This is a genomic window from Streptococcus sp. 596553, from assembly GCF_900411395.1.
In the GTDB taxonomy this organism is placed as follows: Bacteria; Bacillota; Bacilli; order Lactobacillales; family Streptococcaceae; genus Streptococcus; species Streptococcus mitis_BA.
Window position 1 is genome coordinate 1 of the sequence record NZ_OXCQ01000016.1, and the last position, 16,671, is coordinate 16,671.

At 39.5% G+C, this 16,671-nt stretch carries 34 protein-coding genes and 1 pseudogene; 31 read left to right on the top strand and 4 right to left on the bottom strand.

Features of this window, described 5'->3' with window-relative positions; all coding sequences use genetic code 11:
• Positions 1-181: 181 nt before the first annotated feature.
• From DSY56_RS10705 to DSY56_RS10715, 3 genes are read right to left on the bottom strand one after another with little or no spacing between them, the layout of a single operon-like run.
• Positions 182-715 carry an HIRAN domain-containing protein gene (locus DSY56_RS10705; protein WP_078154686.1) on the bottom strand — a complete coding sequence of 178 codons (534 nt, stop codon included), beginning with the start codon at positions 713-715 and terminating at the stop codon, positions 182-184.
• A gap of 4 nt (positions 716-719) precedes the next feature.
• Complete coding sequence (locus tag DSY56_RS10710) at positions 720-1,112, bottom strand: ImmA/IrrE family metallo-endopeptidase (protein WP_234990582.1); 393 nt, start codon at positions 1,110-1,112, stop codon at positions 720-722.
• Positions 1,096-1,464 (bottom strand): helix-turn-helix domain-containing protein, encoded by a 369-nt coding sequence (locus DSY56_RS10715; RefSeq protein ID WP_055314765.1) that lies wholly within the window; start codon positions 1,462-1,464, stop codon positions 1,096-1,098. Before DSY56_RS10715 ends, DSY56_RS10710 begins: the two co-directional genes overlap by 17 nt.
• Positions 1,465-1,716: 252 nt before the next feature.
• Here DSY56_RS10715 and DSY56_RS10720 point away from each other — a divergent pair, with 252 nt between their 5' ends.
• Both DSY56_RS10720 and DSY56_RS11950 read left to right on the top strand, forming a co-directional pair.
• Positions 1,717-1,905 carry a helix-turn-helix domain-containing protein gene (locus DSY56_RS10720; protein ID WP_033687750.1) on the top strand — a complete coding sequence of 63 codons (189 nt, stop codon included), beginning with the start codon at positions 1,717-1,719 and terminating at the stop codon, positions 1,903-1,905.
• 12 nt (positions 1,906-1,917) lie between these two features.
• On the top strand, positions 1,918-2,058 hold the full coding sequence (locus tag DSY56_RS11950; protein ID WP_160109928.1) for a hypothetical protein: 141 nt from the start codon (positions 1,918-1,920) through the stop codon (positions 2,056-2,058).
• On the opposite strand, the gene DSY56_RS10725 is transcribed toward DSY56_RS11950, so the two are convergent.
• A complete protein-coding gene (locus DSY56_RS10725; protein ID WP_112445615.1) occupies positions 2,032-2,412 on the bottom strand; it encodes a DUF2513 domain-containing protein in 381 nt (126 codons plus the stop codon). The genes DSY56_RS11950 and DSY56_RS10725 overlap by 27 nt on opposite strands.
• Positions 2,413-2,462: 50 nt before the next feature.
• Here DSY56_RS10725 and DSY56_RS10730 point away from each other — a divergent pair, with 50 nt between their 5' ends.
• From DSY56_RS10730 to DSY56_RS10860, 29 genes and pseudogenes are all read left to right on the top strand, one after another.
• Entirely contained in the window at positions 2,463-3,176 is a 714-nt protein-coding gene (locus DSY56_RS10730; protein WP_112445617.1) for an ORF6C domain-containing protein, read from the top strand.
• Between the two features lie 12 nt (positions 3,177-3,188).
• A complete protein-coding gene (locus tag DSY56_RS10735; protein WP_000370958.1) occupies positions 3,189-3,446 on the top strand; it encodes a hypothetical protein in 258 nt (85 codons plus the stop codon).
• 85 nt (positions 3,447-3,531) lie between these two features.
• Entirely contained in the window at positions 3,532-3,852 is a 321-nt protein-coding gene (locus tag DSY56_RS10740; RefSeq protein WP_112445619.1) for a hypothetical protein, read from the top strand.
• Between the two features lie 14 nt (positions 3,853-3,866).
• The gene (locus tag DSY56_RS10745) at positions 3,867-4,163 is read left to right on the top strand and encodes a hypothetical protein (protein ID WP_112445621.1); all 297 of its coding nucleotides are present in this window, start codon (positions 3,867-3,869) and stop codon (positions 4,161-4,163) included.
• Complete coding sequence (locus DSY56_RS10750) at positions 4,156-4,998, top strand: phage replisome organizer N-terminal domain-containing protein (RefSeq protein WP_112445623.1); 843 nt, start codon at positions 4,156-4,158, stop codon at positions 4,996-4,998. The genes DSY56_RS10745 and DSY56_RS10750 overlap by 8 nt, the downstream gene beginning before the upstream one ends.
• A complete protein-coding gene (locus DSY56_RS12110; RefSeq protein ID WP_000511766.1) occupies positions 4,986-5,144 on the top strand; it encodes a hypothetical protein in 159 nt (52 codons plus the stop codon). The genes DSY56_RS10750 and DSY56_RS12110 overlap by 13 nt, the downstream gene beginning before the upstream one ends.
• A complete protein-coding gene (locus tag DSY56_RS10755; protein ID WP_112445625.1) occupies positions 5,138-5,908 on the top strand; it encodes an ATP-binding protein in 771 nt (256 codons plus the stop codon). The genes DSY56_RS12110 and DSY56_RS10755 overlap by 7 nt, the downstream gene beginning before the upstream one ends.
• A 14-nt stretch (positions 5,909-5,922) precedes the next feature.
• Positions 5,923-6,117 carry a hypothetical protein gene (locus DSY56_RS10760; protein WP_112445627.1) on the top strand — a complete coding sequence of 65 codons (195 nt, stop codon included), beginning with the start codon at positions 5,923-5,925 and terminating at the stop codon, positions 6,115-6,117.
• Positions 6,117-6,578 carry a class I SAM-dependent methyltransferase gene (locus tag DSY56_RS10765; protein WP_070478287.1) on the top strand — a complete coding sequence of 154 codons (462 nt, stop codon included), beginning with the start codon at positions 6,117-6,119 and terminating at the stop codon, positions 6,576-6,578. Before DSY56_RS10760 ends, DSY56_RS10765 begins: the two co-directional genes overlap by 1 nt.
• Positions 6,579-6,587: 9 nt before the next feature.
• The gene (locus DSY56_RS10770) at positions 6,588-6,815 is read left to right on the top strand and encodes a hypothetical protein (RefSeq protein WP_112445629.1); all 228 of its coding nucleotides are present in this window, start codon (positions 6,588-6,590) and stop codon (positions 6,813-6,815) included.
• An 86-nt stretch (positions 6,816-6,901) separates the two neighbouring features.
• Positions 6,902-7,297 carry a single-stranded DNA-binding protein gene (gene ssb, locus DSY56_RS10775; protein WP_000609557.1) on the top strand — a complete coding sequence of 132 codons (396 nt, stop codon included), beginning with the start codon at positions 6,902-6,904 and terminating at the stop codon, positions 7,295-7,297.
• A gap of 15 nt (positions 7,298-7,312) precedes the next feature.
• A complete protein-coding gene (locus DSY56_RS10780) occupies positions 7,313-7,477 on the top strand; it encodes a hypothetical protein (RefSeq protein ID WP_112445631.1) in 165 nt (54 codons plus the stop codon).
• Positions 7,467-7,778: a hypothetical protein gene (locus tag DSY56_RS10785; protein ID WP_112445633.1), complete on the top strand. Its 312-nt coding sequence runs from the start codon at positions 7,467-7,469 to the stop codon at positions 7,776-7,778. Before DSY56_RS10780 ends, DSY56_RS10785 begins: the two co-directional genes overlap by 11 nt.
• A complete protein-coding gene (locus DSY56_RS10790; RefSeq protein WP_112445635.1) occupies positions 7,771-8,253 on the top strand; it encodes a DUF1642 domain-containing protein in 483 nt (160 codons plus the stop codon). The genes DSY56_RS10785 and DSY56_RS10790 overlap by 8 nt, the downstream gene beginning before the upstream one ends.
• The gene (locus tag DSY56_RS10795; protein ID WP_000584495.1) at positions 8,253-8,510 is read left to right on the top strand and encodes a hypothetical protein; all 258 of its coding nucleotides are present in this window, start codon (positions 8,253-8,255) and stop codon (positions 8,508-8,510) included. Before DSY56_RS10790 ends, DSY56_RS10795 begins: the two co-directional genes overlap by 1 nt.
• A complete protein-coding gene (locus tag DSY56_RS10800) occupies positions 8,510-8,704 on the top strand; it encodes a hypothetical protein (protein WP_000724358.1) in 195 nt (64 codons plus the stop codon). The genes DSY56_RS10795 and DSY56_RS10800 overlap by 1 nt, the downstream gene beginning before the upstream one ends.
• Positions 8,701-8,961, top strand: a complete 261-nt coding sequence (locus tag DSY56_RS10805; RefSeq protein ID WP_050242943.1) for a DUF1372 family protein — start codon at positions 8,701-8,703, stop codon at positions 8,959-8,961. The genes DSY56_RS10800 and DSY56_RS10805 overlap by 4 nt, the downstream gene beginning before the upstream one ends.
• Positions 8,958-9,053 (top strand): annotated as a pseudogene (locus DSY56_RS12745) (DNA cytosine methyltransferase); the annotation flags it as partial. The gene DSY56_RS10805 and the pseudogene DSY56_RS12745, both read left to right, overlap by 4 nt.
• Before the next feature lie 93 nt (positions 9,054-9,146).
• Positions 9,147-9,323 carry a hypothetical protein gene (locus tag DSY56_RS12115; RefSeq protein WP_200832449.1) on the top strand — a complete coding sequence of 59 codons (177 nt, stop codon included), beginning with the start codon at positions 9,147-9,149 and terminating at the stop codon, positions 9,321-9,323.
• Complete coding sequence (locus tag DSY56_RS10815; protein ID WP_112445637.1) at positions 9,316-9,546, top strand: helix-turn-helix domain-containing protein; 231 nt, start codon at positions 9,316-9,318, stop codon at positions 9,544-9,546. Before DSY56_RS12115 ends, DSY56_RS10815 begins: the two co-directional genes overlap by 8 nt.
• A gap of 71 nt (positions 9,547-9,617) precedes the next feature.
• Positions 9,618-10,046: an ArpU family phage packaging/lysis transcriptional regulator gene (locus DSY56_RS10820; protein WP_112445640.1), complete on the top strand. Its 429-nt coding sequence runs from the start codon at positions 9,618-9,620 to the stop codon at positions 10,044-10,046.
• Positions 10,047-10,333: 287 nt separating this feature from the next.
• A complete protein-coding gene (locus tag DSY56_RS10825) occupies positions 10,334-10,900 on the top strand; it encodes a site-specific integrase (RefSeq protein ID WP_112445642.1) in 567 nt (188 codons plus the stop codon).
• A 233-nt stretch (positions 10,901-11,133) separates the two neighbouring features.
• Positions 11,134-11,478 (top strand): HNH endonuclease, encoded by a 345-nt coding sequence (locus DSY56_RS10830; RefSeq protein ID WP_050228905.1) that lies wholly within the window; start codon positions 11,134-11,136, stop codon positions 11,476-11,478.
• A 192-nt stretch (positions 11,479-11,670) separates the two neighbouring features.
• Positions 11,671-12,975, top strand: coding sequence for a hypothetical protein (locus DSY56_RS10835; protein ID WP_112445644.1), 1,305 nt, complete (start codon positions 11,671-11,673; stop codon positions 12,973-12,975).
• Positions 12,929-14,164 carry a hypothetical protein gene (locus DSY56_RS12535; RefSeq protein WP_234990578.1) on the top strand — a complete coding sequence of 412 codons (1,236 nt, stop codon included), beginning with the start codon at positions 12,929-12,931 and terminating at the stop codon, positions 14,162-14,164. Before DSY56_RS10835 ends, DSY56_RS12535 begins: the two co-directional genes overlap by 47 nt.
• A complete protein-coding gene (locus tag DSY56_RS10845) occupies positions 14,151-14,378 on the top strand; it encodes a hypothetical protein (protein WP_112445646.1) in 228 nt (75 codons plus the stop codon). The genes DSY56_RS12535 and DSY56_RS10845 overlap by 14 nt, the downstream gene beginning before the upstream one ends.
• Positions 14,379-14,427: 49 nt before the next feature.
• Positions 14,428-14,658: a hypothetical protein gene (locus tag DSY56_RS10850; protein WP_112445648.1), complete on the top strand. Its 231-nt coding sequence runs from the start codon at positions 14,428-14,430 to the stop codon at positions 14,656-14,658.
• Positions 14,659-14,708: 50 nt separating this feature from the next.
• Positions 14,709-16,121, top strand: a complete 1,413-nt coding sequence (locus tag DSY56_RS10855) for a terminase (protein ID WP_112445649.1) — start codon at positions 14,709-14,711, stop codon at positions 16,119-16,121.
• 82 nt (positions 16,122-16,203) lie between these two features.
• Positions 16,204-16,668, top strand: coding sequence for a capsid assembly scaffolding protein Gp46 family protein (locus tag DSY56_RS10860; protein ID WP_112445651.1), 465 nt, complete (start codon positions 16,204-16,206; stop codon positions 16,666-16,668).
• Positions 16,669-16,671: the final 3 nt, after the last annotated feature.

The window sequence follows — 16,671 nt, forward strand, 5'->3', positions numbered from 1 at the left end:
ATATTTCATTGTATTCTCCTTGTTTATCAGCTTCTGGACAAGGTCTAAACATTGAGAATATTGACATCACCCCTTTCATGGTGTAAAATAGGGTATAGAAAAGAGGCCTTTTTAATGGCTGATTTTTTATAAGGGTAAGCTTCACAATCAAACTTTGGCGAGGGAGATTGTGGGGCTTTTTTTATTTAGCGATTTTCCAGATTGTCAAATCAAGATAATAAGACAATTCTTTTTTGCGTTCTATAATTTTTTCAGTATCTAAATCTACTGTTTTGTAAGGTCCGCCTCGACCAGTTAAGATAGCATCATATCTGTACTTTTTATTCTGGATCATAAAAGCGATTTTTCTTGCTATTTCAGCCGGTATATAACCAACAAATGTGTTATTGACTAAAATTTTTATTGCATTCTTATCATGCTTATTTAAAGGTTCTCTTTGAAGGATGACATCAACTGTTTTAAGTTTATTGTATTTGTAAACAGTTTTATAAGTTCTTAATATGTATGATTTTAAGTATTTATTATCTTTCCCAAAATAGTGTTCTCCACCACTTAAAAAATCAGCAACTTGGTAAGCTTCTTTTTTGTGATAATTGGTCCCCATTAACAGAAAGCTGTCATGAAAAATGATAGTTTCTTTAAATTCAGTTTTTGTATCTAAATTGTTCTTTGTGGATGAGAAAATATTAGGGAATAATTTTGAAAGAATACCCATTATGTTACGCTCCTAATTTTTCTATTAATCTATAAAACTCTTCCTGAATCATATCTTCGCCCCAGGTTGTTGAGATTTTGTGTCTTTCTGCGAATTGTAGCCAGTTGAAGTCGGATACTTCGTACTGTGCGAGTTCTTCAGAGATGAGATGTCGAATCATGAAGCGGTCTGCTTCGTTCTCATATTTGTAAAGCAGTCGTTTGTAATGTGCTGGATTGTGGTTTATATGCCCCAATTCGTGCAGGATGACCTTTTCTCTCTCTTCTAGGGGTAAATCCCCATTGACGTAAATAATGCGCTCATCGGGGAAATAGAAGCCTTTTCGCTCCCACATGGTTTCTGGGAAGAGATAGAGTGTGACCTGGTATTCATCTAGTAGTTCATTTACTTTCAATATCCGATACCCCCAAAGAGAGTTTAATGATTTGAGCGATTTTATCTACATCGTCGTCTGATAATGGCTTGCCATCGAACAGGACAACACGTTCGCGAAGATTGGATAGGTCAACGATACGGCCATCTGCAGTGGTTACTGTTTCCTTTGCAATCGCAGGGTTGTCCGTACGTCCTAGAAGATAATCTGTGCTAACATTTAGGTAATTGGCAACTTTTTCTAACGGCTCAGAATTAGGTTTTGATTTTGCCCACTTTGAAATAGAGCCATTTGATAAATCAAGAGTTCGTTCAAGTTGTGCAACTGTCATAAAACGTTGTTTGACAAGCTCTTTTATTATCTCGTAAGTATTCATTTCTAATACCCTCCAGAAAAAATCTAAGAAAAATAGAAATATTTCTGTATTTTCTATTGACAATAGAAATAGTTCTGTGGTATCATGGTATTGTACTTGGGAGGTACACAAAATAATAAATACTACAGACGCAGAAACAGATAAAATCTGTATTTGCTACTTTTCTTATACTCTTATAATAGAATAAGTTCTATTATTTGTCAAGAGTTATCAGAATTAAAACGTAGAAATATTTCTAAAAAGGAGGGAAGCATGATTTACAACACTATCAAAGATGTTGCTGCAAATCAAGGGATATCAATCTATCGCATTGAAAAAGATCTGGAATTTCCAAATGGTTTGATTTCGAAATGGAACAAATCCACTCCATCAGCATCTAATCTTGCCAAGGTTGCTAAATATCTTGGCGTGACGACAGAGAAGCTACTTGGTGATGGTTAGAAAGGAGACGCTATGAATGAATTAAAAATAAGAGAAGATGGTATTTATTTGAATAACCAAAAATTAAAAGGTGTGCAAGCAATCAAAACAAAAAGCACGGCCGAAAGCTGCCATGCTACTGTCTACTTAAAATTTATTGCCAAGCTGATTTGAAATGAGGTTGGTAATAACTTGTGATGAAATATCTTTAAGGACATCCAGTGAAAAAGAACCAACATTCTTTGCTATATCTTTTGTTCGATTCCAATTGTTATCTTGGCGAATATCATTGATGAACTGATGACCATAAGGAGATAAATCTTGAATTGAGAAGCCACCAAAATAATGTTGTACATCGAGAAATAAGCCACTATGTTCGCATTGTCTGACATGGTAGAGGATTTCTTCTTGTGAATATTTTGGAACAAGTTTTTCATATAGTTTATCCTCTGAGACATCATTAGAGTATGTTGAATACTCTTCAATAACAAAAAGGATATCACGAATACAATCAGGATTTAATTTCATCAGAATTACCTCGTTTTATTTTCATTATACCAAATTTAGAAAGGAATATTATGAACGAAATTTTTAATTTTCACGGGCAGGAAGTCCGTACTTTGATAATTGATGACGAGCCTTGGTTCGTTGGGAAAGATGTTGCAGATATCTTAGGATATGCTAAACCACTGGACGCAATTTCTCGGCACGTTGATGAAGATGACTCCGTGAAATACGGACTCACCGACAATTTAGGTAGAACACAAAACACTATCATCATCAACGAATCTGGTCTCTACTCTCTTATCTTATCCAGCAAGTTGCCTCAGGCTAAGGAATTCAAGCGCTGGGTGACATCAGAGGTCTTGCCAGCTATTCGCAAGCAGGGCGGATTTATCCGCGAGGATTTGGACGAGGATGCCTTTATCGCTCTCTTTACTGGTCAGAAGAAATTGCGTGAGCAACAGGCGACCATGCTAGAAGACATCGACTACCTAAAGAGCGAGCAACCGATTCATCCTAGCTATGCTCAGTCGCTACTGAAGAAGCGCAAGGCTCGGGTCGTGGCTTGCTTGGGCGGTATTGATAGTCCAGCTTATGCGGATAAGATTTTCGCTCAGTCAGTCTTTAGACAAGCTGAGATTGATTTTAAAGACCACTTCAACATTAGTCGCTATGACTTGTTACCGAAGAAGTTTGCAGAAGCTGCTCTTGCTTACTGGATGACGTGGGAGCCAAGCACTAATACCAAGATGAAAATCATGAAATTGAACTCATTTGACGAAGGGTAGGAGGGAAAGAAGATGGACAATGTTCTACTTTCACTATCTGAATGGATTAAGTCCATTATCAAGGACACAATCACAAGGCTAGTCGAAATAGAAAAAGATAGTGATCACTATCCAGAGTTGATGGATGTGAACACTACCTGTGATTTTCTAGGAATTAAGTATGCCACATTTTCAGATAATTATCGTTACTTAAAGGGATTTCCAAAGGAATTACCTGGTAAGAAATGGTCAAAAAGAGCCATCAAAGAATGGCTCTCTAATCAAATATAATAACTTTACTAAAAGGCTTCTGGACAAGGTCTTAGCAAAATTATTTGACTATATTATAACACAAAAAGAGCATAAGGAGATAAAAATGTTTGAACCACCGATTTTAGACCAGCTGATGGGTGCTGGAGCTTTGCTGATTGGATTTGCAGGGCTTTGCCGTCATATCAAATTGCAAGAGGATCGTAAGGAAAAAGAAAGACGAGAAGAGCAAGAATTTGCGTCTATGATTATCCAAGGCTACAACCATGCATACGAACGTGGTAGAGAGGCACAGCGTCAAGAAATCCGCAAGAATATCCGTAGAGAGTTCAAGGGTTTTACCTACGACAATGAACCACCTGTAGGCTTACGCCCTGAGCCATTAGCCTTACCAGAGCCGAAACAGTCTGCAATCAGACTTTTGTAATGAGGAGGGCAGAAATGGAAGAATTGATTGAATGGCTGGATAACCTGATTATGATTGTTAAAGAACTGGAAGGAAGGGAATCAACTTCAAGACATTTTATTACGATATGGGAAAACGATTATAAAAATCTATTACTAGTCAAAGAATACCTAACCGACTATGAAAAACTAGCAAAGGACTATCGTTATGTGACCCTTAAAAATAAGCTGCTAAAGATTGAAAAAACGGAGCTGGAAGGCAGGCACATCTATGAGGATATGCGGATGAAGTATCGTGCCAATCGCAGGAAGTGGGGTGCTAGGTATGTCTGAAATTAAGTGGATAAAAATCAAAACGGATATTTTTGACGATGAAAAGATTTGTCTGATTGATGCCTTACCTGATCGTGATGCAATTATTGTAATCTGGATCAAACTTATAACACTAGCAGGCAAATTGAATACAAAAGGAGTACTAGCCATTTCTAAAAACATTGTATACACCGATGAAATGCTTGCACAAACGTTCCATCGTCCGTTGAATACAGTTCGTATGGCTCTTGAGGTTTTTGAAAAGTTTGGAATGGTTGAAAAAATCGATGGAGTGATAATGTTACCCAATTGGGAGAAACATCAGAACATTGATGGCATGGAAAAAATAAAAGAGCAAAATCGAAATAGAGCCGCACGCCACCGACAAAAACAGAAATTACTTGCACAAAACAATGAAAGTAACGTTACTGATAACGTTATCCATAACGTTACAGTAACGCATGGTAACGCACTAGATAAAGATAAAGAATTAGATAAAGATATAGAGATAAATAATAATAAGGTGATGATTAGTTCCAGCCTTTCTGAAAATTTGAAACATAGTGGTATTCGAATCAATGATAAACACCATCAACAGTTGCTTGAATATGTAGGAATTGATGGAATGAATTTTGATATGTTAAACCGTGCAATTGAGATAACTTCGGAGGTTCATCAACCTAGTTTTAAGTATCTAAGAGGGATTCTTGAAAATTGGAAAAAGAAAGGTTTCACATCAATTGAACAGGTAGATGAGAATGACCAAAAATATAAAGAGGGAAAGAATTACAGTCGTCCAGGACAACAAAACGATAAAACATCGGAACAGGAGGTAAGGGACGAATGGGGATTTTAGAACTAATTGAGCAATTCGAGATTGACTATTATCCGTTAAGCTACGAGAAGAAAACTCTTTTAGCCAACCAGCCAATTCATCAAGTGGTTGCTTGCTTGTCTGAAATGGCTAGCTGGCATGAATGCGGAGGTCGTCTGTCATGGTAGACAATGTGTTTGATGAAATTGCCTTATCTTATCACAGGAATACAGAACAACAGAAAGAGCTTTGCGACAAGCATAATATTCCTTTGATAAAAATATTGAGGACTGAGAGTGTTGTATGCCGCATGTGTGAATCTGAGCGGATTCATGAGGAAAATCAAGCAAGAGTGAATGAACTGGCCGACGCTGAGAATGAGCGAGAGAGGAAATACTATCTTGAAAAGTTCTCTCTTTATGATGAAGTTTTGAAAAATGCTACTTTGGACAATTTTGAAACACCAACCGAAAAAGAAGCGGAAAAGCTAGCTTTTGCAAAGAGGATTTGTCGTGAGTGGTCTGAGGGTGCTAGGAACAACATCGTGTTACAAGGAGAAGCTGGAACAGGTAAGAGCCATTTGGCTTTTGCTATGGTTAAGGCTCTATCTGAGTACACGAAAGAGATTGCTATTTTTATTAACGTAACTGACTTGCTGATGAAGATTAAAGCTGATTTTAGTCAGGAAGAGTTTCTGGTCAATAAAATTGCCAGTGCTAAGTTTTTGGTTTTGGATGATTTGGGCATGGAGAAGGATAGCGAATGGTCGTTTACTATTCTCTACAATATCCTGAATAAGCGTTCAAATACAATCATTACCACCAATTTGACTTCTGCTGATATTCAGAAAAGATATGGCAGACCCTTTATGTCCAGACTGATGAAGGGTGTAGATAAAGACCATTTGATGGTTTTCAATGACTTGACAAACAAGCGGAAGCACTATTTTTAGAATGGAGGTAGCTGATGTTTATTTTAAGACATGGAACAAGAGAGGATAAGCCCTTTCTGAGATCCGTGGTTATCGGAGTGACTGGCTTGGACATTTCATGTTCAGAGGAGAAGAAAGCCATGCGGTTTATTTCTCGGGCGGCAGCCGTACAGGTCGGTAAGGCATTGAGAGGTTCCTTTGGGAACTTTTACCCAGTTGAGGTGGAGTGATGAAAGATATCAGAATACTAGATGCTTGCTGTGGCTCTCGAATGTTTTGGTTTGATAAAAATGAACCACACACAACATACATGGATAGACGTGAAGAGGAATTTGAGATTCACAAAAAGAAAATCAATGTTAAGCCAGACATTGTTGCAGATTTTCGAGATATGCCATTTGATGATGAAACATTCAACCTTGTTGTATTTGATCCACCACACCTGCTATGGGCTGGTCAGAAATCATTCATGCGTGCGCAATATGGACAACTAGACTTGTTGACTTGGAGATTAGATTTACAACAAGGTTTTGAAGAATGTTTTAGGGTTTTGAAAACAGGAGGAACACTTATTTTTAAGTGGTCTGATGCTCAAGTAAATGTTAAAGAAATTTTGGAATTGGTTCCGCATCAACCACTTTTCGGTCAGCAACGTGGGACAACTCACTGGATGGCTTTTATGAAATTTTAGGAGGTATTGATGTTAAATCTTTATTTCGTCTACAACGGGCACTGCAAGTTTTTTCTTGGGAGGTTTGACAATGTCGATGATCTCATTGAGCAGATGGAAGACCATCAGTGGGCTTTCTCGGCTATCACTCATCCAAGGTTTCAGAAGCACATTGGTCAGCGGACGACACGGTTTGACTATGGTGCGAAGGATTGTTACTATTTAGCAACTTTTTCAGAAGGAGAAGAAAATGATTGAATTTATTAAAGAATTTGGAATAACTTTTCTGTGCTTTTTTATCGGTTACTCAGTTGTGGAATGTGCGACAGGAAAGGAAAAGAAAGATGATCAATAACGTTACATTGGTAGGGCGCTTGACGAAAGACCCTGAATTGAAGTATACGCCGTCGAATGTGGCGGTTGCTACCTTTACTCTGGCGGTCAATCGGAACTTCAAGGGAGCCAACGGCGAGCGAGAGGCGGACTTCATCAACTGCATGATGTGGCGTAAGCAGGCGGAGCTATTCGCAGAATGGTGCAAGAAGGGCAATCTGGTTGGTGTGACGGGTCGCATCCAGACAAGGAACTATGAGAATCAGGAGGGGCGCAGGGTCTATCTGACTGAGGTGGTTGCAGATGGTTTTGAGCGACTTGAAAAGCGTGATGATACTGCTAACCGTTCGAACATTGAGGAACAAATGCCAGGATACGCCCTTGAGGAAGATGATTTTCCGTTTTAGTGGGAGGTAAGAAATATGGTTGGAGTAACCTATCAGGAAATTCATCTCTTTGTTGAATTTTTGAAAGAGCAGTATGGGCAAGGTCGTCCAGACTATATTGAAGCTCTGAACGACTTAGACGGTCTGGTGAAAGTCTCCTATAGAGAAGCTATTGAAAGATTTTTAGAAGATGAAATATAAAGTGACAGAATACCATTCAGATTTCCAAGAAGAACAGACTGGCACTTGCGAATTGTGTTTTGGTACAGCGTGGGGTGAAAATGGTTCAATAACGGTTGAAGATGAAAATGGAACTGAAACAGAAATTTATTTAACTGTTTGGGATTGGGGCGATTACGACACAATCTACATTGATAATGTGGTTAACTTCTCAGCTTGGTTGCAAGAAAGAGAGGTTGACTCAATCGTTGAAGAAACCGAACCTTGGTCGTGGTTGCATGAATTGGTGGAAAAATATAACGAGGAGTTGGAAGATGAATAAGCAGGAAGCGTTAAAAAGGATTGAGGTACAGAAAGAAACCCTCATAAGACTTACTGGCTGGGCAGTTTATGTATATATAGAGGAGCTTATTAAAAGTCTTGACGAACCAAAACCGGTCAAAGTACCTCAGTTTGTGGCAGATTGGATAACGCATTCAAAAAATATAGGGCGTTCTCTATTTGGAGCAATGAGTATCTTTGAAGAAAATACCGAGATTAAAAAGTGGCTGCAATGGGCAGATAATCAAGAAACATTCGCACTAGCTTGGATTTTAGGCTATGAGGTCGAGGAAGAAAAGCGGTATACAGTAGTGATGAAAACAACAAAACAACCGCTATATTATAATGCTGGGGATAAGAAACTATTCTTCTCTCTGGGTGGACTAGCTACGAATTTTACCCAAAAACAACTAGAAGAAGCGGATTTCGGCTGGGTATTCGATTGCCCAGGGATTGAGATTGAGGAGGTGGAGTGATGATTATCAAGAATTACAAATATGATTTTTCGAGTGGCAGAATACGCTACACAATTGATGTAGATGGCTATGAAACAGCTATGGAACATACAAAGACAGAATACGGAAGTGTCCAAAGAAATGATATTGATGATTTCTTGCTTTCAGTCGAGAATAACGACTTTCAAGAAGCTGAAATGGTTGAAGAATTTGTTGATTTTCAAAGCCATTTGCTTATGTATGGAATTGATTTTGAATTGAGAAATGGGGTGGAGTGATGAAGAAAATAACGTTTATCATAGGGTTAGGAGGCGAGCAAATAGAATTCAAAACAGATAGAGATGATTTTATCAATGAATTAAAATTTCGTTATGAAAACAAGCAACTTCTTGAAATCAATCTTGGTCCTGAGATTGTGTTGCTCAATCCCAGCAAGATCTTATTTGTTAAAATCAAGGAGGTAACAGATTGAAACGATTCATAGCTATCTGGATTTTATTGTCTGCCGGATTAAATATCTGGCAGATGGACAGGATTCGAGATTTGGAAGAGAAGAAGCCGATGGTTATCTACAAGGCGGATAACGCAGGCGCTGAGATTTTCGGTAAAGTCGTCGAGAAAGGACGACATGGCAAGCTATACACGCTTACGATACGTGACTACGGTGTATTCGTGGTTACGAAGGACGTGTATGAGAAAGTGAAAGTTGGGGATGAGGTGATGTTGTGAAATTCTTGGATTTATTCGCAGGAATTGGCGGTTTTCGTTTAGGAATGGAGTCTGCCAACCATAAATGTATTGGCTTTTGTGAGATTGACAAGGCGATGAAAGTTACTCTTATAGAGTCGTTGGCAACGTCTACGAAAACAAGGAGTTGCTAGAGAACCTTGATTGGCTGATTGAGGAGATGGAGCATGAATGAGTACGCATTATATCAAGGTGAAACGTTCGTGACGATAGGAACGCTTGAGGAAATCAGCAAAGAAACAGGAATTGCTGAGAGGATGTTGAAGTATTACACTTTTGCATCTACACAAAGAAGAAATCCGAATGGTAGGGCAGTCGTAAAGATTGAGGTGGATGATGAATGATAAATTAAATCCAAGACAAGCAAGTAGGTTTGCTTTCTTGCTAAAGCAAAAACGTAAGGAAAGGAAGTTGTCACAAGAAAAGTTAGCAGTTAAACTAGGCTATAGTCGCTACCTAATTGCTCAATGGGAGAAGGAGGAAAGTGTACCGAATATTTATAATGTAGAAGATATCTGTACTTACTTTGCTTTTCCTGCTGATATTATTCTCGGGAGTAGGGCATGAAAAAAAGCCAGCACAGCTGACTTCTCGTGTTATAGTTTCACATAACTATTATATCATGAGGAGGAGTTCGTGTGCAAATAGAGTTATTGGATATCATCGACGAAAAGAAGACCAGAAAGGAAGCTATCAAGGTACTCAAAAAATACAGTCGTCTGAGACGGATTGCTGGAGAAGAATACGCTCCAAAAATAACAATATCCTACTCGCTTGAACCAAAATCATCAAGTGGTCAGACAAGAAAGCAGGTAGAAAGCATGGTCGTGCGTAGAGTGTCAGCTCAGCAGGACTTAGAACTAATCGCTAAAGCAATCAACAATCTTTCCGATATGGAATATACACGTATCCTAATCGAACGATATTGCAGGAAGAAAAGGAGGGAAGACTACAGCATTTATTCAGAACTAGGCTACTCATCCAGTGAGTATTATCGGATATTAAACAAAGCTCTATTAGAGTTTGCGGAGTCCTATCAAGCTAGCAACCTTTTAGTCTACAAGTGATTTCTGGGAAAATCTTGGGAAAAATCTGGGAAAATCTTGGGAGAATTGGAACAGAAAAAGGTGCTAAAATAGTATTATCCAATGATTGGCAACGAACAGTCATGAGGACTCCTAAAAATATAGAGGTTTCGGCCTCTTAGACAGTAAGGACAGGTTAGCAGGTTGTTTGGGTCTCCTTAATTTTTTTACCAAACGTGCGTTTTACTGCTAGACCAGCTGGTTCAATTCCAGCTACTGTCATATTCAATGCCACGACCAGTGGCTTTTTATGTAGGAAGGAGAGGTACATGAAGAAAGTAGAACCAATTCGTGATTTAGACGATATTGAACGAATGAAAAATTATTTAAAATCAAAAAGTGAACGAAACTATATTCTCTTTTTATTTGGTATATACTCAGGTTTACGAGTAAGCGATATCGTTCCTCTTCAAGTAAAACATGTTACACAAGACAGAATAGAAATAAAGGAGAAAAAGACAGGGAAAGCAAGAAGGTTCGCAGTTAACCCAGAGTTAAGAAAAGCCTTGAACCGCTACATAAAAGAAAATAATCTTGAAAGTTACGACTACCTCTTTCCGAGTCGGAAGAAAGTTAGGGGCAATGGACTTAGAATCAAGCATATAGGAAGAGTAGCTGTGTATCAATTTCTAAATGATGCAGCAAATCATTCTGGACTTAAACACATTGGTACTCACTCAATGAGAAAAACATTTGGGTACCATCACTATAAACAGAATGGTAATATAGCTATCTTAATGCAGATACTTAATCACTCTGCACCAGATATAACATTGGACTATATAGGCTATAATCAAGATGAAATAGATGAAAGTATGCTTACTTTTACGTATTAAAAGCATGTCTATTTATCATATTGAGAAACGGTAAATTCAATAAATTAGAAATGTAGTTGAAGCATTGCCTAGACTGAGTTAAAGCAGGTTCTCTCGAAAGTCACAAAATATAAGATATGTTAAATACAAGAGGGGGTGGGTGCACTAAAAACACCCCTGTTTTGAAAGATACCGAGGGGGTATATTTGAGAACACCAACCCCCCTACCCTAAAAGAAAGGACCCCCTCCTTAGATGAATACCAACCCCCTCCGTGCAGACCGTAGCGGACCACATAGAGTAGCCTTTGAGAAGAACAAGAAGATTATCTTAAAGACAAGAAACACTTGTGGGATATGTGGCCAGCCTGTAGACAAAGACCTGAGATATCCTCATCCATTAAGTCCAGTCATTGACCACATCGTTCCAGTAAATAAGAATGGACATCCATCTGATATTGCTAACTTGCAGTTAGCACATTGGCAATGCAATAGACAGAAGTCTGACAAGCTATATGCTGATGAGAAGACAAATGGAACAAAGGTCATTGGTAATAGGAACTTGCCACAAAGTACAGATTGGTTTAAATATAAGAGTTAATATTAAAACCATCAGTAATCATTTAGAAAAATAAATAGACCGTGTTTTAAAAAAATAATTAGACAGAGATTGAAAAAAGGACGAGTGTTCCTGCCAAGGTGGGGGGGATGACCCCCTCCCCCTCGGTGCTTCAGGGCTTCACACCGTCACTGTACATTTTTTCTCGCGGGAAATGAAAGGTAGTTGTATAAAATGACATTGAAAGGTATGGGCTATCTCAGGAAGAAGCTAGCCAATTATAAAATGGGTGTAGATACTAGATACAATCAGTATGCTATGCAACACAATGATATAGATGTTGGTATTACGATACCACCTCAAATCAGGCAACAATATCGGGCGGTCTTAGGTTGGGCTGCTAAGGGTGTTGACAGTCTTGCAGATCGTTTGGTCTTTCGTGAGTTTGCTAATGATGAGTTTGGGGCAAATGAAATCTTTGCTCAGAACAATCCAGATGTATTCTTTGATAGCGCGATCCTTTCAGCATTGATTGGGTCGTGTTGTTTTGTCTACATCTCGCAAGGAGATGACGATGACGCTCCTAGGTTGCAGGTTATCGAGGCAAGCAATGCGACTGGTGTTCTGGATCCTATCACTGGCTTGCTAACTGAGGGATATGCAGTCTTGAAACGGGATGACAATGGTTATGCCGTGCTTGAGGCTTATTTTACTAGTGATGTGACTTGGTTCTATCCGAAAGATGGTAAGCAGTTTGCAATCGGAAATCCAACTGGGGTTCCTTTGCTGGTGCCAGTCATTCATAGACCTGATGCGGTTCGGCCGTTTGGTCGGTCACGAATTACTCGGGCTGGGATGTACTATCAGAGATATGCTAAACGAACGCTTGAGCGGTCAGATGTGACTGCTGAGTTCTATTCATTCCCTCAGAAGTATGTATTGGGATTGAGTCAAGATGCTGAGGCAATTGACACATGGAAAGCGACTGTATCTAGCTTACTTACATTTACGAAAGATGATGAAGGGGACAAGCCGAATGTGGGACAATTCACCACGTCTAGCATGTCTCCTTTTACTGAGCAGTTACGGACTGCAGCGGCTGGATTTGCTGGAGAAATGGGCTTGACCTTGGATGACCTTGGCTTTGTGTCTGACAATCCGTCATCTGTTGAAGCTATCAAAGCTAGTCATGAGAACTTGCGGTTAGCTGGTCGGAAGGCTCAGCGCTCTCTAGGTTCTGGTCTGCTGAATGTGGCTTATGTCGCAACTTGTTTACGTGATGAGTTTCCGTATCTGAGAAAGCAGTTCAATAAAACGGTTGTGAAGTGGGAGCCTTTGTTTGAGGCGGACGCTAACATGCTGACCTTGATTGGTGATGGTGTTATCAAACTGAATCAAGCGGTGCCTGGTTATATGGATGCTGAAACCATCCGTGACTTGACTGGAATTAAGGGGTCAGACAAGCCTGCTCCAGTAGTGAAGGAGGGTGCAGATGGTGGAGGATATCGTTCCGAGCCTGCTCAAGAAAATCAAGTCTGAGTTTGAAGGTGCTAGGTTGGACAGCGAGGTCTTGAAAGACTTACTGTCTAAACTGCATCATAGTAAGGCAAGTTATTTGGACGCTAATCAATATGCTATTGAAATTGGGGAGATACTTTCTAAGGCTCTGGGAGCCTCTCTGACGAACGAAACACTACCAGACGGTGAAATGTATTACAATATCGCTCAACGTGTGCTGACGGACGTTCTGGGGCGAAATTACGAGCTTGTGAGTGATTATACTGAACAAGTTCAGAAGAATTTGAACTCTGAGGCTAAAATTGGGTTAGCTGCTCAGGTTCCTGAACTCAATCAAGACCGAATTGATGGTCTGGTTAATCGTTTAGCAAGTGAGGAAAGTTTTGATGATGTAAAATGGTTGCTTGATGATCCGATTGTAAATTTTAGTCAGAGCATTGTGGATGATAGCATTCGAAAAAATGTGGAGTTTCATCATAAAGTGGGGCTGAGTCCGAAAATTGTTCGAAGAGTTGTCGGTCATCCGTGCAAATGGTGCAAGAGTTTAGAGGGTTCATACAATTATCCAGAAGTTCCCAAGGATATATATAGACGGCATGGCAATTGTAAATGTACTGTTGACTATCATCCTGGTAATGGGAAGAAACAGAATGTTCATACTAAACGTTGGGCAGAATCTCAAAAAAGTGCTAAAATAGAAGTATTAAAAGGTGTAGGCTTACCTGTTCAATCTGGTGCAAGAAATTATTTTCGTGATGAATCGAATGATGATATTTTGCCAAAAGATTTTATTAAAGCAGAAAAGCACGCTTATCTTACGTATGACAAAATAAAAAATAGTAATCAAGAATTAGAGAAGCGAAAAATTTACTCGAACATTGGAAAGTTTAAGGAAATGAAAGACTTTACCAAGGAAGATGTTGATATTGCTTTTAATCATGTTTTTAATGATATCCATATTTTAAAAGACGGGGAAAGCTTATTTCATCCAGAAGTCAATATGGCAGAGTCGTGGGAGCGTCTGATTACTGGTAAGGATATCCAATCACATGATTTGATATTATTGAAACACGAGCGATTGGAGCATGATTATATGTATGTCAGAGGGAATATGGATTATGATACTGCTCATGCTAAAACAGATGAAACATATAATTATGGTAATGCTTTGACTCGATATTTGGAAAGGAAGAATAATGTTAAAATTTAATTTGATTGAAGTTGTGAACGGTTTTTACCATTACGAGGTCTTTCCTGAGGGTGATGTGAGTAGAAGGGAGATTTTTGAATTTAACCCTTCTACCCGTGAGATAAAGCGAAATGATCCCCCGAAATATGGTTTTGATTATGTGTCAAAATGCATCATAAATCTAAAAAATGAAGACGGCAGTTTGAAAGAATCAGGGCAAGTTGCTTGGTATTAAGCACCTAGAGAAATCTAAGTGCTTTTATTATGCTTAGAAAGGAGTAACAATGGGAAACACGATTGATTTTTCAGAGAGAAAGTCTAGTCTGGAGCGTGGTGCTTCTGTGAAAGAAATTTTGGAGGAAAATCTTGAGGCTAGTCATGACTATACTTCGGTATTGGTAGTTTCTTTGGATAAAGATGGTGAGATAAATCTTGGCTATAGCTGGGATAGTAGTTTGCAGGCATTGGGAATGCTAGATGTTGCTAAAAACTATATTTTGAACGTAATCAATTAAATCATCCCAGCGATAGGGTTATCATGCGGTACGATTGAAAGGAGCAGTGGATGGCTAGAAAGAAACTTGGCAATCAGAATCCTACTCAATCGGTAATTTTAAAGTACGTCAAGAAAAATTCTAAGGCGAAAGAAGCGGTAGAAATCTACGAACGGACGGGTCTTTCTTGCTATGCTTGGCAAATCAACTTACTGACATCCATCATGGCGGTTGACAAGAATGGTTTGTGGGTGCATCAAAAATTTGGCTACTCTATTCCTCGTCGTAATGGGAAGTCCGAACTCTTGTATCTTTTTGAACTTTGGGGCCTGCATAATGGACTAAACATCCTACACACGGCTCATAGAATATCCACCTCTCATTCCTCTTTTGAAAAGGTTAAACGTTACCTTGAAAAAATGGGATATGTGGACGGTGAGCACTTTAGCTCTATACGAGCCAAGGGACAAGAGCGGATTGAACTGTTTGACGGTGGTGGGATTGTACAATTCCGTACCAGAACATCCAATGGTGGTTTGGGGGAAGGTTTTGACCTTCTCGTTATCGATGAGGCTCAGGAATATACGACTGAGCAGGAATCGGCGTTGAAATATACGGTAACGGATAGTAGCAATCCTATCACAATCATGTGTGGGACACCGCCTACCCCTGTTTCAAATGGGACGGTATTCACAAATTACCGTAAGACTTGCCTTTTTGGGAAAGGAAAATACTCAGGCTGGGCGGAGTGGTCGGTTTCTGAGGAAAAAGAAATCGATGATGTCGATGCCTGGTATAACTCCAATCCCTCTATGGGTTACCATTTGAATGAGCGGAAGATAGAAGCTGAGCTTGGTGATGATAAGCTAGACCATAATGTTCAGCGTTTGGGTTATTGGCCAGAATACAACCAGAAATCTGCTATTTCGGAAACGGAATGGAATGAGTTGTGTGTTGACTCTATGCCTGATTTGTCAGGTAAGTTGTTTGTTGGAGTCAAATATGGTCAAGATGGCGCAAACGTGGCATTAAGTATTGCTGTTCGTACTGTAGATGAGCGGATTTTTGTTGAGACGATTGACTGTCAGTCAGTCCGTAACGGAAATGACTGGATTTTGGATTTTGTCAAGCGTGCCGATGTGGCTACTATCGTAGTCGATGGGGCAAGCGGTCAGAAAATCCTTGATGAAGAGTTGAAGAAGGAACGCATGAAGAGCGTGATATTGCCTACGGTCAAGGAAATCATCGTGGCCAACTCTATGTGGGAACAAGGGATTTATCAAAAGACTTTGTGCCATGCTGGTCAACCGTCTTTGAAGAAAATCACAACCAACTGTGAGAAGCGGAATATCGGTTCAAACGGTGGGTTTGGCTATCGCTCGCATTTTGCGGATATGGATATTTCTTTGATGGATAGCGCTTTGCTTGCGCACTGGGCTTGTTCTACGACTAAACCTAAGAAAAAGCAAAAAATCAGTTATTAAGAAGAGCGGTTGAGAGACTGCTTTTTTTGATGCCTAAAAAATTACCGAACTGCCGGGAAAGCAGGAGAAAGGAGACATGAAGATGTCTGAATTTAAAATGATTGAAACACAGGAAGAGCTAGATAACATCGTGAAGGAACGTATCAGACGTGAGCGTGAAAAATTCGGTGATTATGATGAACTCAAGAAACGTGTTTCAGAACTGGAATCTGAAAACAGTGCTTTGAAGTCTACTGTTGAAGATGACAAGCAAACTAGAGCGGGATTAGACGCTCAAATTACTGAATTGCAGGGGCAAGTAAGCAATTATGAAACTGCTAGCTTGCGAACTCGTATCGCTTTACAAAATGGCTTGCCTTATGACTTGGCTGATCGTCTTCAAGGCGCTGACGAAGAGGCATTAAAGGCTGACGCTGAGCGTCTAGCTGGCTTTATGCGTCCAGCAACACCTCAAGCACCACTAAGAGATACGGAGCCTGCTATCGGTGATGACAAAACTATGCAAATGAAGCAAATGCTTCGTGAATTACAACCAAAAGGAGAATAGAAA

What these genes read in the sequence shown, in the direction of transcription:
- DSY56_RS10705 (WP_078154686.1), bottom strand. Translation starts at nt 715, where the DNA reads ATGGGTATTCTTTCAAAATTATTCCCTAATATTTTCTCATCCACAAAG.
- DSY56_RS10715 (WP_055314765.1), bottom strand. Translation starts at nt 1,464, where the DNA reads ATGAATACTTACGAGATAATAAAAGAGCTTGTCAAACAACGTTTTATG.
- DSY56_RS10720 (WP_033687750.1), top strand. Translation starts at nt 1,717, where the DNA reads ATGATTTACAACACTATCAAAGATGTTGCTGCAAATCAAGGGATATCA.
- DSY56_RS11950 (WP_160109928.1), top strand. Translation starts at nt 1,918, where the DNA reads ATGAATGAATTAAAAATAAGAGAAGATGGTATTTATTTGAATAACCAA.
- DSY56_RS10725 (WP_112445615.1), bottom strand. Translation starts at nt 2,412, where the DNA reads ATGAAATTAAATCCTGATTGTATTCGTGATATCCTTTTTGTTATTGAA.
- DSY56_RS10730 (WP_112445617.1), top strand. Translation starts at nt 2,463, where the DNA reads ATGAACGAAATTTTTAATTTTCACGGGCAGGAAGTCCGTACTTTGATA.
- DSY56_RS10735 (WP_000370958.1), top strand. Translation starts at nt 3,189, where the DNA reads ATGGACAATGTTCTACTTTCACTATCTGAATGGATTAAGTCCATTATC.
- DSY56_RS10740 (WP_112445619.1), top strand. Translation starts at nt 3,532, where the DNA reads ATGTTTGAACCACCGATTTTAGACCAGCTGATGGGTGCTGGAGCTTTG.
- DSY56_RS10745 (WP_112445621.1), top strand. Translation starts at nt 3,867, where the DNA reads ATGGAAGAATTGATTGAATGGCTGGATAACCTGATTATGATTGTTAAA.
- DSY56_RS10750 (WP_112445623.1), top strand. Translation starts at nt 4,156, where the DNA reads ATGTCTGAAATTAAGTGGATAAAAATCAAAACGGATATTTTTGACGAT.
- DSY56_RS12110 (WP_000511766.1), top strand. Translation starts at nt 4,986, where the DNA reads ATGGGGATTTTAGAACTAATTGAGCAATTCGAGATTGACTATTATCCG.
- DSY56_RS10755 (WP_112445625.1), top strand. Translation starts at nt 5,138, where the DNA reads ATGGTAGACAATGTGTTTGATGAAATTGCCTTATCTTATCACAGGAAT.
- DSY56_RS10760 (WP_112445627.1), top strand. Translation starts at nt 5,923, where the DNA reads ATGTTTATTTTAAGACATGGAACAAGAGAGGATAAGCCCTTTCTGAGA.
- DSY56_RS10765 (WP_070478287.1), top strand. Translation starts at nt 6,117, where the DNA reads ATGAAAGATATCAGAATACTAGATGCTTGCTGTGGCTCTCGAATGTTT.
- DSY56_RS10770 (WP_112445629.1), top strand. Translation starts at nt 6,588, where the DNA reads ATGTTAAATCTTTATTTCGTCTACAACGGGCACTGCAAGTTTTTTCTT.
- ssb (WP_000609557.1), top strand. Translation starts at nt 6,902, where the DNA reads ATGATCAATAACGTTACATTGGTAGGGCGCTTGACGAAAGACCCTGAA.
- DSY56_RS10780 (WP_112445631.1), top strand. Translation starts at nt 7,313, where the DNA reads ATGGTTGGAGTAACCTATCAGGAAATTCATCTCTTTGTTGAATTTTTG.
- DSY56_RS10785 (WP_112445633.1), top strand. Translation starts at nt 7,467, where the DNA reads ATGAAATATAAAGTGACAGAATACCATTCAGATTTCCAAGAAGAACAG.
- DSY56_RS10790 (WP_112445635.1), top strand. Translation starts at nt 7,771, where the DNA reads ATGAATAAGCAGGAAGCGTTAAAAAGGATTGAGGTACAGAAAGAAACC.
- DSY56_RS10795 (WP_000584495.1), top strand. Translation starts at nt 8,253, where the DNA reads ATGATTATCAAGAATTACAAATATGATTTTTCGAGTGGCAGAATACGC.
- DSY56_RS10800 (WP_000724358.1), top strand. Translation starts at nt 8,510, where the DNA reads ATGAAGAAAATAACGTTTATCATAGGGTTAGGAGGCGAGCAAATAGAA.
- DSY56_RS12115 (WP_200832449.1), top strand. Translation starts at nt 9,147, where the DNA reads ATGAATGAGTACGCATTATATCAAGGTGAAACGTTCGTGACGATAGGA.
- DSY56_RS10815 (WP_112445637.1), top strand. Translation starts at nt 9,316, where the DNA reads ATGAATGATAAATTAAATCCAAGACAAGCAAGTAGGTTTGCTTTCTTG.
- DSY56_RS10825 (WP_112445642.1), top strand. Translation starts at nt 10,334, where the DNA reads ATGAAGAAAGTAGAACCAATTCGTGATTTAGACGATATTGAACGAATG.
- DSY56_RS10830 (WP_050228905.1), top strand. Translation starts at nt 11,134, where the DNA reads ATGAATACCAACCCCCTCCGTGCAGACCGTAGCGGACCACATAGAGTA.
- DSY56_RS10835 (WP_112445644.1), top strand. Translation starts at nt 11,671, where the DNA reads ATGACATTGAAAGGTATGGGCTATCTCAGGAAGAAGCTAGCCAATTAT.
- DSY56_RS12535 (WP_234990578.1), top strand. Translation starts at nt 12,929, where the DNA reads ATGGTGGAGGATATCGTTCCGAGCCTGCTCAAGAAAATCAAGTCTGAG.
- DSY56_RS10845 (WP_112445646.1), top strand. Translation starts at nt 14,151, where the DNA reads ATGTTAAAATTTAATTTGATTGAAGTTGTGAACGGTTTTTACCATTAC.
- DSY56_RS10850 (WP_112445648.1), top strand. Translation starts at nt 14,428, where the DNA reads ATGGGAAACACGATTGATTTTTCAGAGAGAAAGTCTAGTCTGGAGCGT.
- DSY56_RS10855 (WP_112445649.1), top strand. Translation starts at nt 14,709, where the DNA reads ATGGCTAGAAAGAAACTTGGCAATCAGAATCCTACTCAATCGGTAATT.
- DSY56_RS10860 (WP_112445651.1), top strand. Translation starts at nt 16,204, where the DNA reads ATGTCTGAATTTAAAATGATTGAAACACAGGAAGAGCTAGATAACATC.